Origin of the sequence: Streptomyces sp. NPDC087422, assembly GCF_044744145.1 — a bacterium.
Classification (GTDB): domain Bacteria; phylum Actinomycetota; class Actinomycetes; order Streptomycetales; family Streptomycetaceae; genus Actinacidiphila.
Genome location: NZ_JBIUXT010000008.1, coordinates 85,581 through 110,126 on the forward strand (window position 1 = coordinate 85,581; position 24,546 = coordinate 110,126).

A 24,546-nucleotide genomic window follows, 5' to 3' on the forward strand; every position below is an offset into this window, starting at 1 on the left:
GCGGCGGTGCACGGGCCGGGGGCGCGCCCGGAGTGGGTGATTCCGGCAAGGCGTTCATGTGCGCTTCGTCGCGCGTTGGCTGGGGCTGCCATCTCGGTCCGTAGCGTCGGCTTCTGCCGGCCGGACCTGCCCCGTCGACCTCTCGGGGACCCCTCACAGGTTCCGTGCTGCCCCACGGCGACGACCGATGAACCGAACAACAGCGCAGACGAATGAGAGACGCCCATGTGCAGTCCGCAGCACCAGCCCGAGGGACCCCTGCCCGGCGCGAGCCGCCGATCGTTGCTCGTCGGAGCCGGACTCGCCGGAGCCGCGGTGGCCGGTCTGTCGGCCGCGGGACCCGCGTCGGCCAGTACGCCGGGGACGGCCGGAACCGCCGGGCTTCCGGGGTTCGGCGGGCCGTGGCGGCCCGACACCGACGACCAGCGCTTCACCGTCGTGGTGATGCCGGACACGCAGTACATGTTCGACGGTGACGCCCTGTACCCGGCGCCTGTCGAGGCGGCCTTCCGCTATCTGCTGGCGAACGGCAAGGACGAGAACATCGTCTTCATGGCCCACCTGGGCGACCTCACCCAGAACGGCAAGGCGGGCGAATTCGCCTCCATCAGCAAGGCGTTCAAGATCCTGGACGACCACCAGGTGCCGTACAGCGTGCTGGCGGGCAACCACGACATCCCCGGCAAGGACGACCAACGCGGGAACACGCCGTACCTCGACCACTTCGGGCCGCGGCGGTTCGGCAAGGCGCGCTCCTTCGGCGGCGCGAGCCCCGACGGCTACAACACCTTCCACACCTTCCGGGCCGCGGGCCGGGAGTGGCTGGTGCTGGCCCTCGACTGGCGGCCGTCGGCCGCGGGCGTCGCGTGGGCGAAGAAGGTCATCGCCGCACACCCGAAGTCCCCGGTCATCCTCACCACGCACGAGATCGTCGGCGCCGACACGTACGGCGACGAGGCCGAACTGTCCGACTTCGGGCAGCAGTTGTGGGCCGACCTGATCGACGGCAACGACCAGATCTTCCTCACGCTCAACGGTCACTTCTGGCCGCCCGCCCGCACGGTGAAGAAGAACGCCGCCGGACACGACACGCATCTGCACATCACCAACTACCAGGACCGGTACTACGGCGGCGCCGCGATGATCCGGCTCTACCGCTTCGACCTGGCGCGCGACACCATCGACGTCGAGACGATCTCCCCGTGGATCCTCGGCAAGGCCGCCGACAGTCTCAACGAGCTGGAGCGGCAGGAGATCGAACTGACGGGACCGCAGGACCGGTTCTCGCTCGACATCGACTTCGAGCAGCGCTTCTCGGGCTTCGCCCCGGCCACCCCGCGGCCCGCACGGCCCGTCAACCGGATGCTCGTCCCCGGCACCCTGGCGTACTGGCGGTTCGACGGCTCGCACGGCACCGACCGGATCGTCGACCTGTCGGGGCGCGGCAACGACCTCACCAAGGTCGCGCTGCCCGGCGCCACGGACGCGGCGCTGACCTGGTCGGCCGACCACCACCCGGACCAGCCCGGCCACGCCAGCCTCTACTTCGGCGGCGACAGGGACAGCGGCGGGCCGCACGGCGCCTACCTCCAGACCGTGGACAGGGCGCCGCTGAACGCGGCCACCTTCCGCTCGGCGTACACCTTCGAGGCGTTCTTCAAGCTGCCCGCCGACTGGGACGGCAACCGCAACGGCTGGTCGGCGCTGCTGAGCCGCTGGGGCACCAGCGGCCAGGCGGGCAAGACGGGTTACTCCGAGACCGAGCCGATCGTCACCCTCAGCCTGTCCGGCGGTGCCGAACTCCAGTGGAACGTCTACCCGTTGAACCTCACGACGTCGACCACCAACTGGGGCCACTACCTGCCGATCAACGTCTGGTGGCACGTCGCCGTCGTCAACAACGGCCGGCAGACCACGATGTACGTCGACGGCTGCCCGGTCGTCCGCAATCCGTCCACCCGCAACAACGGCCTGACCTCGCTCAATCTGCCGTGGATGATCGGCGGTCACGCGGACGGCGGCAAGCCGGACCAGGTCATGCGCGGCTGGATCGGTGACGTCCGGATCGCTGAACGGGCGCTGGCCCCGCGCGAGTTCATGAACGCCTGACGGACACAGCCGCCGGGGGGCGGGTCCCGACCCGACCGCACCCGTCCCCCGGCCCCGTCCCGCGGCCCCGGACCTCACTCTCGATCGGACCCGGACCGGGACCCCACCGCCCGAGCAGCCGTTAGCCTCGGGCGGTGAAACGCATCCTCGTCGCAGGCATCACCGGAGCGGGCAAGACCACCATGGCGCGGGCCCTCGCCGAGCGGCTCCGCCTGCCCTTCCACGAGATGGACGCCCTGCGGTTCTCGGGCCCCGACTGGGCCACCGACCCGGAGTTCGAGCGGAAGGTCGCCGACCTCGCGGCCGGCCCCGAGTGGATCGTCGACTCCTTCGGCTACCCGGAGGTACGGGACCTGCTGTGGACGCGCGCGGACACCGTGGTCTGGCTCGACTACCCGCGAGCGGTGATCATGCCGCGCGTCCTGCGCCGGTCGCTGAGCAGGACGCTGCGCCGGGAGCGGGTCTTCGGCGGCAATGTGGAGACCGTGTCGGGCTGGTTCAGCGGCGAACACCCGGCGTGGTGGGCCTGGTCCCAGCACGCCGCCCGGCGCGCGGACATCGGCGGGCGCGGCCAGGACCCCCGCTTCGCGCACCTCCAGGTGCTCCGTTTCCCCTCACCGCGTCGGGCCCGGGCGTGGCTGCGCACCGTGCGCCCGTGACGCGGTGACCTGGCGGGCTCGTCGGCCCGATGGCCGCGTGCCGAACCCCGGTACCCCCGCGACCGACGGCTGGGCCGGGTTCCGGATCGCGCCCCGCGCCTCCCCCGGCCGCCCGTCCCTCGCATCCCGCAGCCCGCGCGCACCGCGCCTCCCACCGGCCACAGTCCGCCCGGTCACCGGCCGCGGTCCGTCCGCTTTGCCGTCTCCCCAGACCTTGACGGCCGCGTCCACGACCGCAAAGAATGGCCCGGCAGCCAATGACAACGTTGTCTAATTGCAAGAGGAGATCTGCCGTGACCCACGACCCCGCCGGACTGGGCAGACGGCGCTTCGCCCAGCTCGCCGCGCTCACCTCCCTGGCCGTCGCCACGCCGCTGTCGATCGGCGCCGCCTCCGCGGACGCCGCGCCCGCGGGCCGGCCCGGCGGCGCAGGGCACGGTCCTGGCCACGCTCCCGACGACGATGTCGCCGCCGCCTACTACCAGGCGCTGCTGACCCACACCCGCTGGGCCGAGACCCAGTGGGACGCTTCGAAGGGCTACTACACGGGGACCGACTACAACTTCGTGGTCGTCCTCGGCAACGCGGTGCTGCTGACCCGCGGTACGTACGACGCCACGAGCGCGGGCATCGACAAGGAGACGCTGCGGGCGCACACGCTGGCCACGGTCAAGCACTTCGCCGCGTCCAACCGCCTGACGGGCGGCACCGAGTGGGGCCGCACCCTCTTCTTCGACACGACCTTCCAGCTCTACTTCGTGCTCGCGGCGCACCTGCTCTGGGACCAGTTGGACGCGGTGACGCGAGGTCACGTCGACACGATCGTGCGCGAACAGGCCGCGTACACCACGGCGTTGGGCACCGCCAACGACCCGGCGTCCGGCAGTTGGACGCCGAACGGGCTCAAGGGCGGCTTCGTCGGGGACACCAAGCTGGAGGAGATGGGCGTCTACGCCCAGTCCCTGGCGCCGGGTCTGGCCTGGGCCAGCGACGATCCGCGGTATGCCGACTGGAGCGCCGCGTACGGCCGTTGGAGCCGGAACGAGACGGGGCTCCCGGCCGCCGACCTGGCCAACCCGACCGTGGTGGACGGCGTCGCGGTCAGCGCGAACACCGCGACGAATCTGTACGACTCCTTCATCGTGGAGAACCACGGCTCCTTCGGACCGCACTACCAGCAGGAGTTGTGGCGCACCTCGGGCCGTAACGCCGTGCACTTCATCACCGCGGGCCGTCCGCTGCCGCAGGTGCTCACCGAGCAGCCGAACGCCAGGCAGTTGTGGCGCACGCTGCTGATGGTGATGAGCGACGCGGGCGAGCCGCTGATGCCGATGGTCGCCGACCGCGAGCACCTCTACGGCCGTGACGTGATCCCGCTGGCGTTCCTCGCGCAGGTCGCCGGGGACCGTACGGCGGCGTGGGGCGAGGCCGCGATGGCGGCGCGGCTGGCGCCGTACCAGGCGTACGCGCCGCTGTACCGGCTGGCGAAGTTCTCCGGTGAGCCGAAGTACGAGCCCGAGGCGCGCGCCGAGGTGGCGATCAGCTATCTGCTGCACGAGTGGCGGGCGGCGCACGGCGGGATCGTCAAGCCGCTGTCGGACACGGAGATGTTCGCGCGGGCCTCCGGCGTCAAGGACTTCGGCACCGGCCCCGGCCTGGTCGCGCAGCAGACCCCGGCGGCCTGGGCGGCGGCGGTCAGCAAGCCGGGCTTTGTGAAGTTCGGCTGGCAACCCGCCCACGACGACTGGCTGTTCGCGCTCAGCGGCACGACACCGATGTTCCTGCCCGCGACGGCGGCGAAGGTGCTCAAGCGGTCGGTGACGACGTACCGGGAGGTGCGCGACGGCTTCGACGCGACCGCGACCGTGCTGACCCTGGACTCGGGCATCGCGGGCTTCACCACTCTGCCGTCCGGCGCGGTGGTCTACGCGACCAGCGGTACGGCGTCGGGCGAGGGCTCGCTGCGGGTGCAGAATCTGACGATGCCCGGTGTCGCGGGGCTCGTCGGCAGCCGTACGTACACCGCGGCCGAGGGCAGCGCGAAGGTCGCCTCGCAGGACAGCGGCAACGCCGGTGTCGGTCCCGGGCCGCGGGTGGACGAGCTGACCGTGCCCAGCGGTTCGTGGCGGTACGTGCGCATGCAGGGCGTCGCGGGCCACACCACGTACGGCTACTCGCTGTACGCCTTCGAGGTCCGTGACGGCGCGAGCGGTCCGGATCTGGCCCAGGGCAGGACGGCCACCGCGTCGTCCGCCGACTCCGGCAAGGGCGCGGCGCTGGCCGTGGACGGCAATGCGACGACCCGGTGGGCGGTCGCGGTCTCGGACCGCGGGCGCGCGGACAGTTGGCTGACCGTGGACCTCGGCGCCGCCAGTGCCTTCGACCGTGTGACGCTGCGCTGGGAGACGGCGGCGGCCCGCGCGTACCGCGTGCAGGGCTCGGCGGACGGGAAGACCTGGACCGATCTGATCCGCTTCCCGAGCGCGGACCTGTCCAGCCGCGGCGGCTGGCTGTCGGTGGACGGCCGGGCGGGGCTGGTGGTGCGCGACGCCGCCAACCCGCTGTCGGTGTACGGCGATCTGGTGGTGCTCTCCGACGGTCCCGCCGAGCCGTTGCTGGTGGAGGGGCTGCCGTCGGGCGACCCGCGCGCGGTGAAGGCCGCCGCCGCGCGTCGCGCGCCCCGGGCGCGCGACGCGGCGGTCAAGGCCAGTACCGCGGGCGGGCACTTGAGCCTGTTCAACCTCTCCGCCGGCTCCGTCGCCACCACGGTGTCGGTGCCGCAGAGCCGGTCCCGTCTCACGCTCTACGCGGGAACGCAGCACGTCACTGCGGACGGCACCGACGTCGCCGCCGAGTTGACGGCCGCGAGCGCGGCGGTCGTCCCGGCCCGCTTCACCCTGACGTCGCGTGCGGGCGGTTCGGTCCCCACCGGTCTGCGGGTGGAGGTCGTGGACGCCGCGACCGTACGGGTGAGCGGTCCGCGCGCCCGTCTGCTGGTCACGGCGCCGTCGGGCGCCCACGCCCAGGTCGATGTCCAGCCGGGCAGGACCGCGCAGGTCACCGTGCGCGGCGCGAAGCCGTATCCGCTGGAGGACGTGGCGGTCGGCTGCGACACCTTCCCGACCGGTCCGCTGCCGGCGGGCATGTCGGATCCGGCCGCGGCCGTGGACGGCGACCCGGCGACGTCCTGGCGGCCCGGCTCCGCGCGCGGCCGCATGGTGGTCGATCTCGGCGCGGCGGTCGATGTGCGGGAGATCCGTACCGCCTGGACCGGCGGCCATGTGCCGTCCGCCGCCATCGAGTTCAGCACGGACGGGCTGACGTACACCTCGGCGGGCGAGCTGCGGCGGCGCGGCCGTGCGGCGACGCTCGCGGCGCGTACGACGGCACGCTATGTGGCGCTCGCCGTGTCCGGCGGTCGCGACACGGACGCGCGGCTGGTGAGCCTGGAGGTCGTCCCGGCCTGACCACGGCCGGACAAGAACCCCGGTTCGGGGCGGCAGACCGGGTCAGGCCGGTCCGCCGCCCCGAACCGGCATCGCCGCGGGGGGCGCTGACGTCACATCAGGTCAGGCTCAGTGCACGACGCGTCCAGCGCACGACGACGCGCAGCAGGCGTGAGCCGTGGTCGTCGGCGCCCTCACCCCGGGCACGTCGTGCACCGTGAGCGTCGCGGCCGTCACCGGGACCGGCGTCGGCCCCGCGGCGACTGCCACCGGCAGGACGCCGTCGGCGTAGGGCCGATGAGGAGGCCCGCTCCCGCCGAGGGTGGGGCGGGCCTTCAGGCCACGTCGGCCGCGAGGCGGCTGAGCAGGAAACCGGCCATGCCGCGGACGCCGAACCCCAGCGCCCGCTCGTCGGCCGCGAAGTCCGGTGCGTGCGGGGCGCCGTTCATCCCGGCCTCCGGATTGGCGACGCCGAGGTAGAACATCGCGCCCGGCACACCGTTCAGGAAGAGCGCGAAGTCCTCGCCGTTGAAGGGGAAGGAGGCGTGCAGCACCTCCACCGCGTCCGGACCGAGCGCGCCGCGCAGGTACCGCGCCGCGGCCTCGCTCAGTTCCGGCGAGCAGACCATCGCGGGGAACGGCTCGTCCGCGAAGACGGCCGTGGCGCCCGGCAGCGGTTCCACCGCGGCGCGTACGGTGTCGCGGATCTCGGCGTAGCGGCTGTCGGGCCAGGCGCGCAGCGAGACGCGGACGAGCGGGCTGCCGTCGTCGAGCGCGGTCAACTCGGGCCAGGTGACGACGAATCGCGCCAGCGGCCCGTCGGGGTCGCGGAGGTCGGCCAGCAGGCGGTCGTACTCCTCGGGGTTGCGCGGGAGGCGGACGGTGGACAGGCCGTCCACCAGGTCGAGAATCCGGCGCGCGTCGGACGCGGCGTCCGGGCCGGTCAACTCGACCTGGAAATGGTCCTGTCCCGGCAGTCCGTGACCGGGCATGACCGCGAAGGTGCCGACCGGGAACGGCCCGCAGTGCAGCGCGTAGACCTCGCGCGGGGGTGTGTGTTCCAGGGCGCCGTCCTCGATCATGGCCCGCGCTCCGGCCAGCGTCTCCTCGGCAGGCTGGAAGAGGAAGACGATCCGGCCGTGCCAGCGCTCGCGCAGCCGGGCGAGTACCTGGGCGACGCCGACCCCGACGGCCGTGTGCAGGTCGTGGCCGCACAGGTGCGCGGTGCCGGGGACGAGGGAGGCGAAGTCGCTCTCGAACAGCTCGTCCAGCTCGTCGTCGTCCACCGCGTCCATGTCGGCGCGGTAGGCGAGGGTGGGTCCCGGTCCCGCGCCGTCGAGCACCGCGACCACGCCGTGGCCGCCGACGCCGGTGGTCACCGTGAGGCCCGCGGCCCGCAGCCGTTCGGCGACCAGCGCCGCCGTACGTTCTTCGGCGCCCGCGGGCTCGGGGTGGCGGTGGATGTCGCGGCGCAGCAGCACCAGGTCGTTGTCGAACTCTTGCGCGATATTGCCGATCTCCTGGCTGTCCAGTGCTGATGGCATGCGTGGGAGGGTACCGGACGGCGGCGCGGGGTTCGTCGCGCCCGACAGCCTTGACCGGTCGAATGGTTGACCCGCGCGTGCGGCGTGAGTAACTTACCGACGCCAGCTGCCATGCGGTAGGAATCCTTCCACTCCCCCGGCGTCCCTTCCCTGCCGCTCCCGACCACTGCTCCCGATCCAGCCGGCCTCTACAGACGAGGTTTCCATGCGGACCCCTGCACTGACGGCAGCCGCGGCGCTGCTCGCCTCCCTCTCCCTCGTACTCGCCGGGAGCGCCGACGCGGCCCCGGCCCCGCAGCACGGCGGGAGCGGCCAATTCGACCGGCCGTACTCCGGATTCGCCCCGGCGGACACCGTCCTGCACCGGGGCACCCCCCGGTCGGCCGGGCTGGACGCGGCGCCGATCGACGCCTTCGAGCGGCAGATGGCGGGCTGGGAGGACCCCGCCTCGGGTGCGAATCGCCTCTTCCCCGGCGCGACCACGCTGATGGCCCACGACGGCGTGGTGGTGGAGCGCGACGCGGGCGGTTACGCGGTCGAATACGCCGACGCCACCCACGAGTTGCCGGCCGACCAGCGGGTCCCGGCGCGTACCGACACCATCTACGACCTGGCCTCGCTGTCGAAGCTGTTCACCTCGATCGTGGCCATGCAGCAGCTCGAAGCGGGCCGGATCGACCTCGACACACCGGTGGCGCACTACCTGCCGGAGTTCGCCACCAACGGCAAGGGCGCCGTCACCGTCGAGCAACTGCTCACCCACACCTCGGGGTTCGACGCCGATCCGGTCCCCTCCCTGTGGCAGGGCTACCCGGATCTGCCGTCCCGCGAGAAGGCGATTCTCGACGCGAAGCCGATCAACGCGCCGGGGACGACGTATCTGTACTCGGATCTGAACATGCTGAGCCTGCAACTGGTGTTGCAGAAGGTGACGGGCAAGCCGCTCGACACGCTGGTGCGCGACGGCATCACAGGACCGCTGCGGCTGACCGACACCGGCTACAACCCGTCGGCCGCGAAGCTGCCGAGGATCGCGGCGACCGAGTACGAGACCAGCCCGGCGCGCGGCATGGTGCGCGGCCAGGTGCACGACGAGAACGCGTGGGCCATGGGCGGCGTCGCGGGCCACGCGGGCGTCTTCTCCACCGTGGACGATCTGGCCGTCCTGGCGCAGACGATCCTCAACGGCGGTACGTACAAGGGCCGTCGGATCCTCAGCCGGAACAGCGTCACGCTGATGGAGCAGAACTTCAACCAGGCGTTCCCCGGTGACTCGCACGGCCTGGGCTTCGAGCTGGACCAGATCTGGTACATGGGCGGCCTATCCGGTCCGCGCACCCTCGGGCACACCGGTTTCACCGGCACCTCGCTGGTGATCGACCCGCAGTCGCGTTCGTTCGCCGTCCTGCTCAGCAACCGGGTGCACCCGACGCGGAACACGCCCTCGACCAATCCGCCGCGCCGGGCCATCGCCACCGCGCTCGCGCAGGCGATCGCGGTCCGGGCCCCCGGCGGCGGCCCGCTGTGGTACTCGGGGCAGGGCGGCGGCACCACCAGCACCCTCACCACGGGACCGATCACCGCGAAGACACGGGTCGACATCGACTTCTCGGCGTTCGTCAACACCGAGTCCACCGACCTGCTCACCGTCGAGTCCTCCACGGACGGCGGCACGACCTGGCAGCCGCTGCCGCTGCGGGTGACCGGCAAGGGCGCGCCGTCCGGCGCCCCGACCTCGCTGTCGGGGCAGGACGTCCGCGCCTGGTGGCGGGTGCGCGCCGAGCTTCCGCGGGACGCGGCCGGTGCGCTGATCCGCTGGACGTACGCCACCGACCCGGTCTACGAGGGCCGCGGCGTCGACCTCGCGGGGCTGTCGGTCACCTCGGGCCACCACGACCTGCTGCGGGCCGCGGGACTCACCCCGGCCGGCGCCTGGCGGACCGTGCACTGATCCGTCCGCCGGCCGCGGAGCGCTCACCCGCGCCGGGGCTCGCCCGAGGCCACGTTGACCCCGACGATCACGGTGGATACGTTTCCCCCTGTGTCAGCCGGTTCCGACAACGAATCCCCCGAGGCGAGTCCCTTGGCGCGCGTCCGGTCGCTGCTGCCGGACCTCGCTCCGGCCGAGCGGCGCGTGGCGGCGGCCGTGCTGGCCAATCCGGCGCTCGCCGCGCGCAGCAGCATCACCGAACTGGCCGAGGCGGCGACGACGAGCGAGACCACGGTCATCCGCTTCTGCCGTTCCGTGGGCCTGCGCGGCTACCCGGAGTTGCGGATCGCGCTGGCCGCGGACGCCGCGCGCGCCGAGACCCGCGACGACCGGCACCTCGGCAGCGACATCACGCCGACCGACGACCTGTCGGAAGTCGTCGGCAAGGTCGCCTTCGCCGACGCGCGCGCCGTCGAGGAGACCGCGCGGCAGCTCGACGTCGACACGCTGCGCCGCGTCGTGGCGGCGGTCGCGGCGGCGGGCCGCGTCGACATCTACGGCGTCGGCGCCAACGCCCTGGTCGCCGCCGACCTCCAGCAGAAGCTGCACCGGATCGGGCGGGTGAGCTTCGCGTGGAGCGACACCCACATCATGCTCACCTCGGCGGCGGTGCTCAGCCCCGGTGACGTGGCCATCGGCCTCTCCCACACCGGGGCGACCGCCGACACCGTCGAGGCGCTGCGGGTGGCGCGCGAGCACGGCGCGACGACCGTCGCCCTGACCAGCTTCCCGCGCTCGCCGATCCACGCGGTCAGTGATCACCTCCTGACGACCGTGGCCCCCGAGACCACCTTCCGCTCGGGCGCGACCGCCAGCCGTATCGCCCAGCTCACCGTGATCGACTGCCTGTTCATCGGCGTCGCCCAGCACCATCTGGACAGCGCCCGCAAGGCGCTCAAGGAGACGTACGACGCGGTCGGCGACCACCGGCTGCCGGAGCCGTGACCGGGCGGGTGAGAACACCTGCTACGCCGACGGCCGGGGCGTGTGGATGATGCCGTTGAGCAGGACGTCGAATCCCCAGCTCAGACGGCCGGTGCCGGTGCCGCTCAGCAGGTCCATGCCGAGGGCGGCGATATGGGGGTAGGTGTCGGGCGTGGCGGAGAGGATCGCGTTCGCGAGGTCGCTCTCCTCCTGCTCCGCGCCGTCGGCCACGCTGCGGGTGCCCTGTTCGGTGGCGGTGGAGGTCGCGAAGTGCAGCAGCAGGTCCACCGCCCACGCGGTCCGCTCCGCGGGGACGCCTTCGGCCAGCAGCGCGAGCAGGCCGTCGACCAGCCGTAGGTAACCGGGGCCCGCGGGCCTGGTCACCAGCGCGGACTGGGCGAGCCCCGGGTACTCCATCAGGGCCCTGCCGTACGACCACAGGAGCGTGAACAGCCGCTCGCGCCAGTCCCCTGGCGCGGCCACCGGGCCGAGGTCGAGTCCGGCGAGCAGGTCGTCGAGCATGTACGCGCGCAGCTCGGCGGTGTTGCTCACGTAGACGTAGAGCGAGGCCGGGCCGGTGTCCAGCTCCTGGGCGAGGCGGCGCATCGTGACGCGGTCGAGCCCTTCGGCGCGCATGATCTCCAGCGCCGTGCCGACGATCCCCTCGCGGGAGAGCGCGGGTTTGGCGGGCCGGTCGCGGCGGCTGATGGGGGCGGCTTTCCCAGGCGTCATCGCCTCAGCATAACGAACACGTTCGCCCGGCCATGGCGTGATCACGCCCCCTGGAACGAACATGTTCGCTCTGAACGCGTTCGCGACGAACATGTTCGTGTACGGTGGTGGATGTGGTCGGACAGACCGGTCCGATCACGCAATGTCACAGCGGACGTCACCCGACGTCACCCCGGAAGGAGGTCCCGCCATGACCACCGCGACCACGACTTCGACCGCGCCCCGTCCCGCGGGCACCAGCACATCGGCCCGGCTGATGTGGGCGATCCTGGGGCTGGTGCTGCTCGCCGACGCCCTGGACATGATCGACTCGACCGTCACCAACATCGCCGCGCCCACCATCAGCGCCGAGCTGCACGGCGGCCAGGGCCTGATCAAGTGGCTGGGCTCCTCCTACATGCTGGCCATGGGCGTCCTGCTCGTCATCGGCGGGCGGCTCGGCGACAAATTCGGCCAGCGCCGGATGTTCCTGATCGGCATGGGCGGCTTCACCGTCGCCTCCGCCGTGGCCGGGCTCTCCCCCGATCCCGGACTGCTGATCGCCGCCCGTGTGGTGCAGGGGGCCTTCGGCGCCCTGATGATCCCGCAGGGCATGGCGATCATGACCAAGACCTTCTCGCGCGACATGCTCGGCAAGGCGTTCGCGTTCTTCGGGCCGCTGCTCGGCCTGGCCTCGGTCGGCGGTCCGATCCTGGCCGGATTCATCATCGACGCCGACCTCTTCGGCCTGTCCTGGCGGCCGATCTTCCTGATCAACCTCGCCCTCGGCGCGGTCGGCCTGGTCCTGGCGGTCCGGCTGCTCCCGCACGACGACGGAGACCGTGCGGTCGTCGTGGACGGGATCGGCTCGGGTCTGCTCGCCGTCACCATGTTCGGCCTGCTCTTCGGCCTGGTCGAGGGCTCGACCAACGGCTGGACGGCCACTCCCGTCCTCTCCCTCGTCGTGGGCGTGGCGGCCTTCGCGGCCTTCGCCCGCCGCCAGAGCACGGCGGCCGACCCGCTGCTGAAGGCGTCGTTGCTGCGCAACCGCGGCTTCAGCTCGGGACTGGTCGTCGGGCTCGTGGTCTTCGCGACCACCAGCGGGCTGATCTACGTACTGTCCCTGTTCATCCAGGAGGGCCTGCACGCCTCGCCGCGCACCGCTTCACTCGCGTTGCTGCCGATGACGCTCGGCATCATCGTGGCCGCGGGCGCGTGCATGGCGCTGATCAAGAAGCTCGGCCGCACGCTGATCTTCGTCGGCATCGCGATCCTGCTGGCGGGCGGCGGCTGGCTGCTCGCGCTGGTCGCCCACTCGGGCACCGGCGTGGGCCTGTGGACGCTGGCCGCGCCGATCTTCGTCACCGGGCTCGGCATGGGCGCCTGCTACGGCACGATCTTCGACATCGCGCTCGGCGACATCAGCCCCGACGAGGCGGGCAGCGCCAGCGGCTCGCTCTCGGCGATCCAGCAGCTCGCCGCCGGTATCGGTTCGGCCGCGGTGACCTCGGTCTTCTTCCAGACCGCGGGCGGTGGCCTCGGCCACGCCATGAAGATCAGCCTCGCCGTCGTCCTGGGGCTCAGCCTGCTGTGCCTGCCCGCGGTCGCGCTGATGCCCAAGCGCGCGCCGGAGGAGACCGGCCACTAGCGGGTCAGGCCGCCGCGAGGACCCCGCTCCCTTGGGGGGGCGGGGTCCCGGCGTGCGTGCCGCGTACCGAGTCGCGCCGGGCGAATCCCGTACGACGAGGTGAACCGCTACCAGGTGAACGCGGTGGACTGGGCGCTGGTGGCGATGCAGTAGACGGTGGTCACCGAGGGCGACGTGGTGACGATCTTGACCGACCAGTTGGTGGCGCTCGGCGTGCCGGACAGCACCCAGGAGTCGGTCTTGTCACCGGCGGCGAGCGTGCCGGTGGACTGCGGGAGCGGGCCGAGGGTGACGGCGCCGGTCATCGCGGGGTTCACGGTGCCGGAGAAGTCGACCTCGGTCGAGCCGTTCTTCTTGACCTTGATGGTCGTGGTGATGCTGTTCGGCGGCACCGTGGTGCCGGCCGGGACCGTGATCGTGGAGGAGCTCAGTTTCAGTTTCTTGACGCCGCCGGAGTCGGTGGCGGTCAGCGTGGCCGTCCCGCTGCCCCAGGTGCCGCAGTTGTAGCTGGCGGTGGCGGTGGCCGGGGTGACGGCGACCGCGTGCGGGGCGAGGGTCAGACCGGCGAACAGTGCGCCGCCGCTGAGGACGGCGATCGTCCCCATACGCTTGGATCTGGACATGGCAAAGCACTCCAATCAAGCAGGGTGAGGGTGCGCCGGGGGACGACCTCGCACAGGCACCCTTGACATCCCGTTGTCGAGTGACTACCCGCTGTCCGGCCCGGCGCGCTGGTCGGGAGTGAAGCCCCATGACCTTGAAGAGTCAAGCGCCACGGGACGACGTGACCCGCGGCTTGACCCGCGACCGGCGTCGCCCGGTGCGAACGGCGGCCCAACACCGCGAGGTTACCGGCGGGTTCGCATTGACTTCTGCGTCCCGCGCTGTCGCAATGCCCTGGAACCAGCACCTGACGCACCGTCATATACACGTATGCGTCCCGGAGTCAGGAGGCACGCGTTGCATCATGCAGGGCAGATCTCTCTACGGCGCCTCGCGCGGGCGGCGGTGCCGGCTCTGGCCCTGGCCGCGGCCTGCACGCTGGCCGCCCCCGCGGCGCACGCGGACACGGTCACCCCGACCGTGCACTGCGTGCTGCCCGCCGGACAGGGTGAGAACACCGGGCCGCAGTCCGTCTCGGTGACCCTCACCCCGGCCACGGTCGCGCCGGGCGGCAAGGTGCACGCCGAGGTCACCCTCGGACCCTCGCCCGCGACCAGCCCGCTCGCACTGTCCGCCGTACCGACCACGCCGAGCATCTACTTCACCATGTCGGGCGGGGCGACCGGGACGGTCTCGGTGACCGGCCCGACCGTTCCCGTGGACATCCCGGCGGCGCCCGCGCCGATCGTCATCCCGCCCTACGGAGGGGACTTCTTCGTCCCCTCGGACGCGTCGGGACCGGTGACGTTCACGCCGTTGAAGATGAACACGCAGACGGTGGTGCTCGGCAGCACCTTCCAGACGCCCTGTGACATCGTCTCGGGCAGCGGCGGCATCGGCACGGTCACCGTGCAGGGCGGCGGCGGTGGGGCCACCACGCTCACCGCCCCGGCCTCGGCCGTACGTCCCAGCACCTCGGTCGCGCTGAGCGGCAGCGGATTCACCGCGGGGGGCACCCCCGTGGTCTCGCTGTGCGACGCGCAGGGACTGGGCTGCGACCCGTCCCGCTTCACCGCCGACACCCTCGCGATCGACTCGTCCGGCGCCCTCTCGGGAAGCGCGACACTGGCCGCGTCGTCCGTGATCGCCGACGGCTCCTACCAGGTCCAGGTCAGCGACGGCGCCAAGCACGCCACCGCCGACCTCACCGTCAAGGCGTTCGTGCCCACGGGCGCCCGCAGCGTCACGCTCTCGCCCGACCACGGCCCGCTCGGCACCGTGGTGACCGTCAGCGGCCGCAACTTCCACCAGGACCAGTACATCAACGTCTGGGGGGTGGACGCCGACGGCAACCAGACCGCCGACGACGCCGTGTACCCGGTCAGCACACCCGACGGCACCTTCACCGCCGAGTTCACCGTCAACGACCCCGCCACCACCGCGATCCACACCGACGAGAGCGGTGCGGACGGCTCCGACGTAAACGTGAAGTTCACCGTGGGCGACAGCGGCGGCGCGACGGCCACCCAGAAGATCAGCGCCACCGTCACCGCGGGCAATCTCCAGATGACCCAGTCCGGGGACACCATCGACTTCGGCACCATCCCCCTGACCGGACGGTCCCAGACCGCCACCAGCGCGCTCAACACCGTCACCGTCGTGGACTCCCGCGGCGTCGACCTCGGCTGGTCCCTGACCGGCACGCTCACCGACCTGACCTCGGGTCAGAACACCATCCCCGCCTCGGCCGTCCGTTGGACACCCGACTGCGTCCGAAGCTCGCAGAGCGTCGGCACGCCCGCGCCGGGCACGCCGGGCCCGCTGGGCAGCACCGCGGCGACGCTGTGCCAACTCACCGCGGCCGGCGGCGAGAAGGTCGTCGGCGGAACCGTGAAGGTCAACGCCGACATGGACCTGCGGCTCCCCGCGGTGACGGCGCCCGACGACTACAGCGCGATCCTCACACTCACCCTCACCTGAGCGCCACGTCCCCGTTCCGCACCAACCGACTCCGACGTCCCTCCTCCTGATCCGTTCCTCCCCCGGGCCCATTTCCCGGGCCCATCTCCCGGGGGAGGAACGGCCCGGACCCGACCCCCGCTCCTTCTCCCCCGGGGCCCACCCCCCGCGGACTCATTCCCCGGGACCCCACCCCGCGGACCTTCTCCCTCTTCCCGGACCCCTCCCGTGCCCAGGCTCAGGGAGGGGTCTGCCATGCCCGAAAGGCGGCGCAGCAGATGTTCCCACCCTTCCACCGCAGGCCCGGACGGGGCTGGCGGGCAAGAATCGCCACGGGCGCCGTCGCGGTGCTCGCCCTCGTCGGCGCGGGTCTGACCTCCGCGACGACGGCCCGGGCCGCGACCATCAACCCGACCGTGCACTGCACGCTCCCGGCGGGTCAGGGCGACGCCACCGGGCCGCAGTCGATGACGGTGACCCTGACCCCGGCCGTCGTCACCCCCGGCGGCAAGGTGCACGTCACCGTCACCCTCGGCGCCAGCCCGGCCATCCCCGGCACCTCGCTGTCCAATGTGCCCACCACGCCCTCCATGGACCTGGCGATGTCCGGCGGCGCCACCGGTACCGTGACGGTCACCGGCCCCACGGTGAACATGAACTACCCCTCGGGGCAGCCCGTCGTCGTTCCCCCGTACGAGGGTGACATCTACCTGCCCGCCAACGCCTCGGGGGCCATCAGCTTCACGCCGACCCGTACCCTCACCAGCACCGTGGTCCTCGGGGGTACGTACCAGACGCCCTGCGTGATCACCGCGGGCGGCGGACCGGTCGGCACGGTCACCGCGCAGGGAGCGGGCAGCGGCGCGTCGCTGTCCGGGCCCACCGGAGTGGTCCGGCCGCACACCGCGATCGACCTCGCGGGCGGCGGCTGGACGGCCGGCGGCACTCCGACGGTGTCGCTGTGCGACGCCAACGGCGCGGGCTGCAACCCGGCCGACTTCACGTCCGACACCCTCGCCATCGACAGTTCGGGCATCCTCACCGGCACCGCGACGCTCGCCGACGCCAACACCGTGGCCGACGGCTCGTATCAGATCCAGGTCAACGACGGCACGACCCACGCGAACGCGCCACTGACGGTCAAGGCGTTCGCGCCCACCGGTCCGAGAACGATGACGCTGTCCCAGAACAACGGCGTGGTCGGCACGGTGATCACCGTCGTGGGTCACAACTTCCGCCAGGACCAGTGGATCAACATTTGGGGACTCGACGCCGCCGGGAACGCCCTCGACGACGCGGTCTACGTACAGAGCCTGCCCGACGGCACGTTCAGCACCGACTTCACCATCGACAGCGCCGACCTGGTGGCCGTCTACGCCGACGAGAGCGGCACAGCCGGGACCAGCGTCACCGTACCGTTCACCGTCACCACCACCGCCGTGACGCTCAGCGCCACCACCCCGACCGTCCTTCCCGGCCACGCGGCGACGCTCACCGGATCGGGCTGGCCCGCGGGCACCACCCCGACCGCCGCGCTCTGCGCCGCGGACGGCACCGCGTGCTCGACCGCGTCCGTCTCGTCGAGCAGCCTGAGCATCGCCTCCGACGGAAAGCTCTCCGGCTCGGTCACCGTGGCGAAATCCGTCGCCAAGGGCTCCTACCAGGTGGAGGTCACCGCGGGCTCGATCCACGTCCTCGCGCCGCTGTCCGTCGCCACGACGTTCATCACGCTCAGCCCCGCCTCCGGTCCCGCGCACACCAAGGTCACGGTCGTCGGCCAGGGCTGGGCGCCGGTCGCCACGGTGGAGATCGACGGGCTGAAGGCGGACGGTTCCCGTACCTCCGACAGCTACGCCACCAAGATCATCGGCCTGGACGGCACCTGGTCGCAGACCTTCACGGTCAACGACCCGGCCACGGTGGCGCTCTACGCGCACGAGTGGCTGATCAACGGGCACACCGCGACCGCCGCCTTCGCCGTCAACGGCAGCACGGCCCCGCCCGCTCCCGCCTACTCGCTCAGTCCGGCCGCGGGACCGGTCGGCACCTCCGTACTGGTCAGCGGGCGGAACTTCGCCCCCGTCGCCACGGTCGTCGTGTCCGGGCGCCGCGCCAACGGCGCCCAGAGCTCCGACTCCTCGGTGCTGCGCGTCATCGGTCTCGACGGTACCTTCGCGCTCGACTTCACCGTGCGCGACCCGAAGACCGTCGGCATCATGGCCGCCGAAGTGCTGGTGAACGGCAAGACCGTCCAACTCCCCTTCACGGTCCGCTGAGTTGTCACCCACGGCCTGCCCGGACCGCCCGCGCGGCGGCTCCGGGCAGGCCCCGTGCCGTTCCGGGCCGCCAGTCGGGGCGGCTACTCGACGGTCATGGCGGGCTGCACCCCGGCGATGCAGCAGGCCGCGAAGTACAGCAGGATCGGGTGCGTGTACGGCACGGCCTGGTCCGGCGGGTGGATGACGTCGTGGCCGCCGGACACGTCGGGCAGCGTCTCGTACGCGGGCACCAGCACGGCCGCGTCGACCAGGTAGCGGGTGGAGGACGGCCACTCCACGTCGATGTCGGAGCCGGTCGGCACGATCCACGACCACTGCCGTCCGTTGGTGAGGACGCAGCCGGAGCTGGGCAGACAGCCGAGGATCCGCATACCGTGCTCCGCGGACGTCTCGACCACGTCGCAGGCCAGTCCCGGCGGGAAGTCTGCGGTGGTCGGGACATGGATCCGTTCCCTGGCGGCCGGAGGCCCGTCCACGCGGGGGGCGAGCCAGTCGAGGCGGGTGCCCCGGGGCGGCAGGGCGGAGCGACGGCCGGCCGGGGGGACACGCTTCATCGGGGGTCCTCCGAGTACGTGGCCGACGCGTCGTCGGCCGGGGCGGCGGGCACGGTGAAGGTGGCCCAGGCCGTCCAACCGGCTCCGGGCGAGGGAACGTTGATCCCCCAGGTCGTACTCAGGGCCTCCACGACGACCAGCCCGCGGCCCCCCTCGTCCGGCGGCCGGGCGTCGTGCCGCGACGCGCTGCGCCCCTCGGAGCCGACCTCGACGTAGACCTCGGGACCGCCGCCGCGCAGATGGCAGGTCACGCTGTCGCTGAGGCTGTGCACGATCGCGTTGGTGACCAGCTCGGAGACGACCAGCACGATGTCGTCGCGGACGCCCTCGGGCAGGCCCCAGCGGTCGAGTTCCGCGCGGGCCTCGTGGCGGGCGGCGCTCACGGAGGTCCGGCGGGCGGCGAGACGGAAGACGGCGTACACATCGCCGCTCGGGCGCGATGACGTGATCGGTGGGGTTCGGAGACCCGTTAATGCTGCCATGGCCGTCACCTCTCGTGGGGGCCGCGTATGTGGGGTCGCGGTTGCGCGCTCGGCGGCATCACTGCCGGGCTCGACCATCGGCGTCACTGCCTGTGTCGGTGCTTCCGCGATGACGACGGCTGAGGACGACCGGGCGCGTGGCGGTTCCTGACAACGTAGTCATCATGGTGATCGGCTACGCCGTCGACTCCAACTATGGTGCTGCTACCCTCAACTCGCAAGCCACAAAGTGCAATTCGCAGAATGAGCCAGGGCGGCGGGAGACTGCGGGGCAACATGGCACACTGCGGCGAGCACTGAACATTCGCACGGGGAGGTAGCAATGGCGGCCACCGACAATGGGTGGGGCGGCGGCCCTCCTACGGTGCTGCGGATGATACTGGGACGCCAGTTGGAGGAGCTCAGATCCCGCGCCGGCGTCTCATTCGAGCAGGCCGGCGAGGTCATCGGGGTGAGCCATTCGACGATCCGCCGGATGGAACAGGCCAAGGTGGCACGGCTGCGGCTGTCCGACGTCGAGAAGCTGCTGCGCACCTACGGCATCACGGAAACGGCCGAAATCGAGACCTTCCTCGAACTCGCCCGCGAGGCCAACAAGCACGGCTGGTGGCACACCTACCGCGACGTGATGCCCGACTGGTTCGGCGCCTATCTCAGCCTGGAGCAGGCGGCGGTCCACATCCGCGCGTACGAGGCGCAGTTCATCCCCGGCCTGCTCCAGACCGAGGAGTACGCGCACGCGCTGCTCACCGCGGGCGACCCGCAGGCGTCGGCCGAGGACATCGACCGCAGGGTCGCCCTGCGGCTGGCCCGGCAGCAGATCCTGACCCGTGCCCAACCCCCGCTGCTGTGGGCGGTGATGGACGAGACGGTGCTGCACTGGCCGGTCGGCGGACCGAAGGTGATGCGCGCTCAGATCGACCATCTGCTGGAGATCGGCGAACTGCCGAACGTACGCCTTCAGATGATGCCCTTCACCAACGGGCCGCACCCGGCGACCCGCGCGGGGGCCTTCCAGCTCTTCCGGTTCGAGGCCGCGGAACTGCCCGATGTCGTCTATCTCGGCGGCCTGATCGGGTCGACCTACCTCGACAAGCAGGACGAGGTCGCCGCGTACCGCGAGGCCATGGACCGGCTCGCCGCCCAGGCGGCGCAGGAGAAGAAGACCAAGGCACTGCTGGGTGCCCTACGCAAGGAGCTCTGACGTGGATCACATTCGCAACGGCATGAGTGCCGCCGACCTCGGGCCCCACGGCTGGCACAAGCCGTGGAGCGACGATGCCGGCGGAGCGTGCGTCGAGGCGATGAAGCTGCCCGACGGCCGGGTGGCGCTGCGCCAGTCCACCGATCCGGGCGGCCCCGCGCTGATCTACAACCGCCGGGAGATCGAGAGTTTCATCCGGGGCACCAAGGCGGGCGACGCCGACTTCCTGCTCCAGCAGTGACGCCAGGCCGCGCGAGCGGCACCACCGCACATCGACAAGGAAATCCGGAGGACCGCGTGCCCGAGAACGGCTGGCCGGCCGACCGTATCGACACCAAGAACCCGCACCCGGCACGGGTGTACGACTACATCCTCGGCGGCAAGGACTACTACCCTCCCGACCGCGAGGCGGGCGACGCCATGGTGGAGGTGTGGCCGTCGATCGTGCCGCACATGCTGGAGAACCGGAAGTTCATGCACCGCGCCACGCGCTACCTGGCGCAGGAGGCGGGCATCCGGCAGTTCGTCGACATCGGCACCGGCATACCGACCCGGCCGAACGTGCACGAGGTCGCGCAGTCCATCGCCCCCGAGTCGCGGGTGGTGTACGTGGACAACGACCCGATCGTGCTCACGCTCTCGGCGGGCCTGTCCTCCAGCACTCCCGAGGGGCGGACCGAGTACATCGAGGCGGACATGCGGGACCCCGCCGCGATCCTCGGCTCGCCGCAGTTCCGCGAGACCATCGACCTCGGCAAGCCGGTGGGCCTGACGTTCATCGCGATCGTCCACCTGATCATGGACGAGGACGACCCGCTCGGCATCGTCCACCGCCTGCTGGACCCGCTGCCGTCGGGCAGCTACCTCGCGATGTCGATCGGCACGGACGACTTCGCGCCGGAGGAGGTCGGGCGCGTGAACGCCGAGTACACCGCGCGCGGCATGCCGATGCGGCTGCGGAATCTCAGCGAGGCGCAGGCGTACTTCGAGGGCCTGGAGCTGGTGGAGCCGGGCATCACGCAGGTGCACCGCTGGCGGCCGGACGACTCCGTCGACCCCGCGGTGCGGGACGAGCAGATCGCGATGTACGGAGCGGTCGCCCGTAAGCCCTGATCGCCTCCCGTTCCCCTGTGGCCTGGTCTCCGGTGACGCCGGAGGCCGGGCCGCGACGCGTTTCAGGGGGGCACTGCCGTGTCCCGGACAGGGGGCAGCAGTGCGGCAGTCCGGGAGTGCGGCAGTCCGGCCGCCGGTAGCCGGTAGCCGGTAGCCGGTAGCCCGGCGTAATGACATTCGTTTCCATTAAGGTACGGTGGGGCCGGTCGCCGGGCATCGGCGGCGGTCGTCCGGGCCGTCGCGGGCCCTCGCGAGTCCGCAACCGCCCTGGAGGCACCGTGTCCGCCCACTGCCGGCTCACCGGGCGCAAGCCCGGTTTCGGCAACGCCATCTCGCACTCCCATCGGCGCACACCGCGCCGGTTCGACCCCAATATCCAGCGCAAGCGCTACTGGCTGGCCTCCGAGGGCCGCTTCGTCCGGCTGACGCTCAGCGCGAAGGGCATCAAGACCGTCGACCGGATCGGCGTCGAGGCGGCCGTCGCCCGGCTGCGCGCCCGCGGGGAGAAGGTCTGATGGCCAAGAAGAGCAAGATCGCGAAGAACGAGCAGCGTCAGGCGGTGGTCGCCCAATACGCGGCACGCCGGGCCGAGTTGAAGCGGATCATCGCCTCCCCCGCCACCACGCCCGGCGAACGGGCCTCCGCGCAGGCCGAGTTGGGCCGACAGCCGCGCGACGCCAGCGCCACCCGGGTCCGCAACCGGGACGCGGTGGACGGCCGCCCGCGCGGCTACTTCCGCGCCTTCGGCATCTCACGGGTCCGGCTGCGCGAGCAGGCGCACGCGGGGTTCCTGCCGGGCGTGCGCAAATCGAGCTGGTAGCTGTCCCTCCCTCGCGCCTCAGCTCAACTTCGGTGTGTCCAGGCGTAGATGGCGCGCTTGTAGGAGCTGGGCATGTCCAGCTCGGGGATGCTGTCGAGCGGGAAGAGCGCGGACTCCTTGTGCTCCTCGGCCGTCGGCGGCGGCTGGTCGGGCGGCAGCAGCGAGCAGCCGTACGTGACGACCAGGACGCGACGGCCGGGCGCGGTCTCGTGGATCCACACCCCGTCGTCGATGAGGCCGTCGGCCTCGACCAGCCAGCCGGTCCTCTCCAGCACCTGGCGTTCGACGGCGGATTCGGGGCTGTCGTCGGCCCGTCGTCCGGTCTGCTCGGCGCCCGACTCCAGGTGCCCGCCGGGGAGTTCCCACTCCTCGCGGTCGTTCCTCGACAGCAGGACACGGCCACGCGCGTCGAGCACCACGGCCTTGACGGACACCGGCCACACAGGCGGCTGATACGGCATGGAAATCCTCATGGGGCGAAGGGACTTCGCGGGACCGTAGCACGCGGAGGTCGGCCGGTGTGATCGTCGTGCGGGGCCGCGCGGCCCGGACCCCGTGCCGCTCGGGCGCGGGGTCCGGGCGCCGCCGGAGGCGTGCGCGGTCGGAGGGCGGCGGGTCTCAGAAAGTGGCCGCCGGGTTGACCTCGGACTTGGTGATGCCCGTGCCGGGCACGTCCCACTTCGCGAAGATCTTCGCGTAGGTGCCGTCGGCGATCAGCTTGTTCACGGCGTCGCTGAGCGCCTTGCCGATCGGTGAGCCCTTCGCCGTCACGAATCCGACCGGCGTGGTGCTGATCTGGCCGAGGTACTTCGTGTGGGGCACATGCGTGGCGTCGTACTTCAGCGCCAGCGTCGGGCCGAAGTAGATGTCCACCTTGCCGTTCGCCAGCCCCAAGAAGATGGGGGCGGAGTCGGTGAAGTACTGCACCTTGTACGGCTTCTTCCCGGCGCCCGAGCACTTCGAGGCGCCGTCGGTGAGGATCTGCTGGAAGGTGGAGCCGGGGCTGGTCGCCACGGTCAGCCCGCAGAGGTCGGTGAGCTGGGTGACCGAGTCGACGGGCACGTCCTCGGCGCCGAGGAAGGACTGGCCGTCGTTGAGGTAGGTCGCGAAGTCCACGACCTCCACGCGGGCCTTGGTGACACCGAAGTTGTCCTGGCCGACGTCGTACCGGCCGTTCTGCACACCGGGGATGACGGTCGGGAAGGTGCCGTACTGCACCTTCCACGTGATGCCGAGGACCTTGCCGACGGCGTTGCGCAGGTCGACGTCGAGGCCGATGGGCGTGCCGTCCTCGCTCTCGCCGCCGTGCGGGAGGCCGGTGACGCCCGGCGCGCGGGTGGTGCCCAGGGTGAGCGTGCCGCTGCTCTTCGCCGCGGCGGGCAGCTCCGCCGTCAGCGCGGGGTCGGCCGCGATGCCCGAGACGACGTCCTCGGTCGGGATGGCGGTCGATCCGGCCGGCGCGGACGACGACGAGGTGGCGTCGGCTGCCCGGGACTTCGGCGTGCCCGAGTCGTCGGACGAGTCACCGCAGGCGGTCAGCAGGGCGAGGCCGATGACGGCGGTGAGCGTGGCGGCGGCCGGCCGCGGGAGACGGCGGGCGGGGCGTCTTTCGGTGGTCACGGGGGTGCCTTTCGCAGCGGGGTCGAGACGAGTGCGGGCAGGTGTGTGCGCGGCCTGGCGTGAACCGCTCGACGGCGAGCGTCAATTGGAGGAGTGCGGGGGCGATGCGGGACCGGCGCTACAGGACGGCCGCGAGGAAGGACCGCGCCCTGGGGTGGCGGGGGTCGGCGAGGACGTCGGCGGGCGGCCCCGACTCGATGATCCGGCCGCCGTCGAGGAAGGCGACGGTGTCGGCGACCTCGCGGGCGAAGCCGATTTCGTGGGTGACGACGATCATCGTCATCCCGCTGACCGCGAGGTCCTTCATCACGGCGAGGACGTCGCCGACGAGTTCGGGGTCGAGGGCGCTGGTGGGCTCGTCGAAGAGCAGCAGTCTCGGCTCCATCGCGAGCGCGCGGGCGATGGCGACGCGTTGCTGCTGACCGCCGGACATCTGCCGGGGGTAGGAGTCCTCGCGTCCGCCGAGCCCGACCTGTTCCAGCAGGGCGCGCGCCCGGACCGCCGCCTGTTTGCGCGGCACGCCGCGCACCGCGACCGGCGCCTCGGTGATGTTCTCCAGCACCGTCATGTGCGGAAAGAGGTTGAACTGCTGGAAGACCATGCCGACATGGGCGCGCTGCCGGGTGATCGAGCGGGCGCGCAGTTCGTGCAGTCGGCCGCGGCCCGGCCGGTAGCCGACGATGTCGCCGCCGACCTCGACGAAGCCCGCGTCGGGCCGCTCCAGGTGGTTGACGCAGCGCAGCAGCGTGGATTTCCCGGAGCCGGAGGGGCCGAGCAGGACGGTCACCTCGCCCTCGTGGACATCCATGTCGACGCTGTCGAGGACGAGTTGCGTGCCGAAGCTCTTGCGCAGGCCGCGGATCCTGACCAGCGGGCGTCCA

At 71.8% G+C, this 24,546-nt stretch carries 21 protein-coding genes; 13 read left to right on the top strand and 8 right to left on the bottom strand.

Annotation, left to right across the window (positions count from 1 at the left end):
• Window positions 1-225: 225 nt before the first annotated feature.
• The 3 genes from ACIO6U_RS25010 (at window position 226) to ACIO6U_RS25020 (ending at window position 6,235) form a co-directional block, all read left to right on the top strand.
• Window positions 226-2,109, top strand: a complete 1,884-nt coding sequence (locus ACIO6U_RS25010) for a LamG-like jellyroll fold domain-containing protein (RefSeq protein WP_401722406.1) — start codon at window positions 226-228, stop codon at window positions 2,107-2,109.
• A 134-nt stretch (window positions 2,110-2,243) separates the two neighbouring features.
• A complete protein-coding gene (locus ACIO6U_RS25015; RefSeq protein ID WP_391045414.1) occupies window positions 2,244-2,768 on the top strand; it encodes an AAA family ATPase in 525 nt (174 codons plus the stop codon).
• A gap of 257 nt (window positions 2,769-3,025) precedes the next feature.
• A complete protein-coding gene (locus tag ACIO6U_RS25020) occupies window positions 3,026-6,235 on the top strand; it encodes a discoidin domain-containing protein (RefSeq protein WP_401722409.1) in 3,210 nt (1,069 codons plus the stop codon).
• A gap of 314 nt (window positions 6,236-6,549) precedes the next feature.
• Here ACIO6U_RS25020 and ACIO6U_RS25025 read toward each other — a convergent pair whose 3' ends face one another.
• Window positions 6,550-7,758 carry an amidohydrolase gene (locus ACIO6U_RS25025; RefSeq protein WP_391162083.1) on the bottom strand — a complete coding sequence of 403 codons (1,209 nt, stop codon included), beginning with the start codon at window positions 7,756-7,758 and terminating at the stop codon, window positions 6,550-6,552.
• Between the two features lie 205 nt (window positions 7,759-7,963).
• On the opposite strand from ACIO6U_RS25025, the gene ACIO6U_RS25030 reads away from it, so the two are divergent.
• Together ACIO6U_RS25030 and ACIO6U_RS25035 are read left to right on the top strand one after the other, a co-directional pair.
• The gene (locus ACIO6U_RS25030) at window positions 7,964-9,709 is read left to right on the top strand and encodes a serine hydrolase (RefSeq protein ID WP_401722412.1); all 1,746 of its coding nucleotides are present in this window, start codon (window positions 7,964-7,966) and stop codon (window positions 9,707-9,709) included.
• A gap of 90 nt (window positions 9,710-9,799) precedes the next feature.
• On the top strand, window positions 9,800-10,693 hold the full coding sequence (locus tag ACIO6U_RS25035) for a MurR/RpiR family transcriptional regulator (RefSeq protein ID WP_355345666.1): 894 nt from the start codon (window positions 9,800-9,802) through the stop codon (window positions 10,691-10,693).
• Between the two features lie 21 nt (window positions 10,694-10,714).
• Here the strand turns inward: ACIO6U_RS25035 and ACIO6U_RS25040 are convergent, their stop codons facing one another.
• Window positions 10,715-11,404, bottom strand: coding sequence for a TetR/AcrR family transcriptional regulator C-terminal domain-containing protein (locus ACIO6U_RS25040; protein ID WP_391045427.1), 690 nt, complete (start codon window positions 11,402-11,404; stop codon window positions 10,715-10,717).
• A 190-nt stretch (window positions 11,405-11,594) separates the two neighbouring features.
• Here ACIO6U_RS25040 and ACIO6U_RS25045 point away from each other — a divergent pair, with 190 nt between their 5' ends.
• Window positions 11,595-13,031 carry an MFS transporter gene (locus tag ACIO6U_RS25045; protein WP_401722417.1) on the top strand — a complete coding sequence of 479 codons (1,437 nt, stop codon included), beginning with the start codon at window positions 11,595-11,597 and terminating at the stop codon, window positions 13,029-13,031.
• A gap of 107 nt (window positions 13,032-13,138) precedes the next feature.
• On the opposite strand, the gene ACIO6U_RS25050 is transcribed toward ACIO6U_RS25045, so the two are convergent.
• Complete coding sequence (locus tag ACIO6U_RS25050) at window positions 13,139-13,654, bottom strand: hypothetical protein (protein ID WP_355345675.1); 516 nt, start codon at window positions 13,652-13,654, stop codon at window positions 13,139-13,141.
• A gap of 337 nt (window positions 13,655-13,991) precedes the next feature.
• Between ACIO6U_RS25050 and ACIO6U_RS25055 the strand changes: the two genes are divergently transcribed.
• Entirely contained in the window at window positions 13,992-15,614 is a 1,623-nt protein-coding gene (locus tag ACIO6U_RS25055) for a hypothetical protein (protein WP_401722419.1), read from the top strand.
• A 257-nt stretch (window positions 15,615-15,871) separates the two neighbouring features.
• Complete coding sequence (locus ACIO6U_RS25060) at window positions 15,872-17,869, top strand: hypothetical protein (RefSeq protein WP_401722422.1); 1,998 nt, start codon at window positions 15,872-15,874, stop codon at window positions 17,867-17,869.
• Window positions 17,870-17,952: 83 nt separating this feature from the next.
• Here ACIO6U_RS25060 and ACIO6U_RS25065 read toward each other — a convergent pair whose 3' ends face one another.
• Together ACIO6U_RS25065 and ACIO6U_RS25070 are read right to left on the bottom strand one after the other, a co-directional pair.
• Complete coding sequence (locus ACIO6U_RS25065) at window positions 17,953-18,426, bottom strand: hypothetical protein (protein WP_355345684.1); 474 nt, start codon at window positions 18,424-18,426, stop codon at window positions 17,953-17,955.
• Window positions 18,423-18,986 carry an ATP-binding protein gene (locus tag ACIO6U_RS25070; protein WP_401722425.1) on the bottom strand — a complete coding sequence of 188 codons (564 nt, stop codon included), beginning with the start codon at window positions 18,984-18,986 and terminating at the stop codon, window positions 18,423-18,425. Before ACIO6U_RS25070 ends, ACIO6U_RS25065 begins: the two co-directional genes overlap by 4 nt.
• 244 nt (window positions 18,987-19,230) lie before the next feature.
• On the opposite strand from ACIO6U_RS25070, the gene ACIO6U_RS25075 reads away from it, so the two are divergent.
• From ACIO6U_RS25075 to rpsN, 5 genes are all read left to right on the top strand, one after another.
• On the top strand, window positions 19,231-20,112 hold the full coding sequence (locus ACIO6U_RS25075; RefSeq protein ID WP_355345690.1) for a helix-turn-helix transcriptional regulator: 882 nt from the start codon (window positions 19,231-19,233) through the stop codon (window positions 20,110-20,112).
• Between the two features lies 1 nt (window position 20,113).
• A complete protein-coding gene (locus tag ACIO6U_RS25080) occupies window positions 20,114-20,353 on the top strand; it encodes a DUF397 domain-containing protein (RefSeq protein WP_317452483.1) in 240 nt (79 codons plus the stop codon).
• Between the two features lie 56 nt (window positions 20,354-20,409).
• Window positions 20,410-21,225 carry an SAM-dependent methyltransferase gene (locus tag ACIO6U_RS25085; RefSeq protein ID WP_391045445.1) on the top strand — a complete coding sequence of 272 codons (816 nt, stop codon included), beginning with the start codon at window positions 20,410-20,412 and terminating at the stop codon, window positions 21,223-21,225.
• A gap of 278 nt (window positions 21,226-21,503) precedes the next feature.
• A complete protein-coding gene (rpmB, locus tag ACIO6U_RS25090) occupies window positions 21,504-21,740 on the top strand; it encodes a 50S ribosomal protein L28 (protein ID WP_401722430.1) in 237 nt (78 codons plus the stop codon).
• The gene (gene rpsN / locus ACIO6U_RS25095) at window positions 21,740-22,045 is read left to right on the top strand and encodes a 30S ribosomal protein S14 (protein ID WP_401722433.1); all 306 of its coding nucleotides are present in this window, start codon (window positions 21,740-21,742) and stop codon (window positions 22,043-22,045) included. Before rpmB ends, rpsN begins: the two co-directional genes overlap by 1 nt.
• A 23-nt stretch (window positions 22,046-22,068) precedes the next feature.
• On the opposite strand, the gene ACIO6U_RS25100 is transcribed toward rpsN, so the two are convergent.
• From ACIO6U_RS25100 to ACIO6U_RS25110, 3 genes are all read right to left on the bottom strand, one after another.
• Entirely contained in the window at window positions 22,069-22,518 is a 450-nt protein-coding gene (locus tag ACIO6U_RS25100) for an NUDIX domain-containing protein (protein WP_401722436.1), read from the bottom strand.
• Window positions 22,519-22,663: 145 nt separating this feature from the next.
• Complete coding sequence (locus ACIO6U_RS25105) at window positions 22,664-23,665, bottom strand: ABC transporter substrate-binding protein (RefSeq protein WP_401722439.1); 1,002 nt, start codon at window positions 23,663-23,665, stop codon at window positions 22,664-22,666.
• A 118-nt stretch (window positions 23,666-23,783) separates the two neighbouring features.
• On the bottom strand, window positions 23,784-24,536 hold the full coding sequence (locus tag ACIO6U_RS25110; RefSeq protein WP_355345777.1) for an amino acid ABC transporter ATP-binding protein: 753 nt from the start codon (window positions 24,534-24,536) through the stop codon (window positions 23,784-23,786).
• Between the last annotated feature and the right edge of the window lie 10 nt (window positions 24,537-24,546).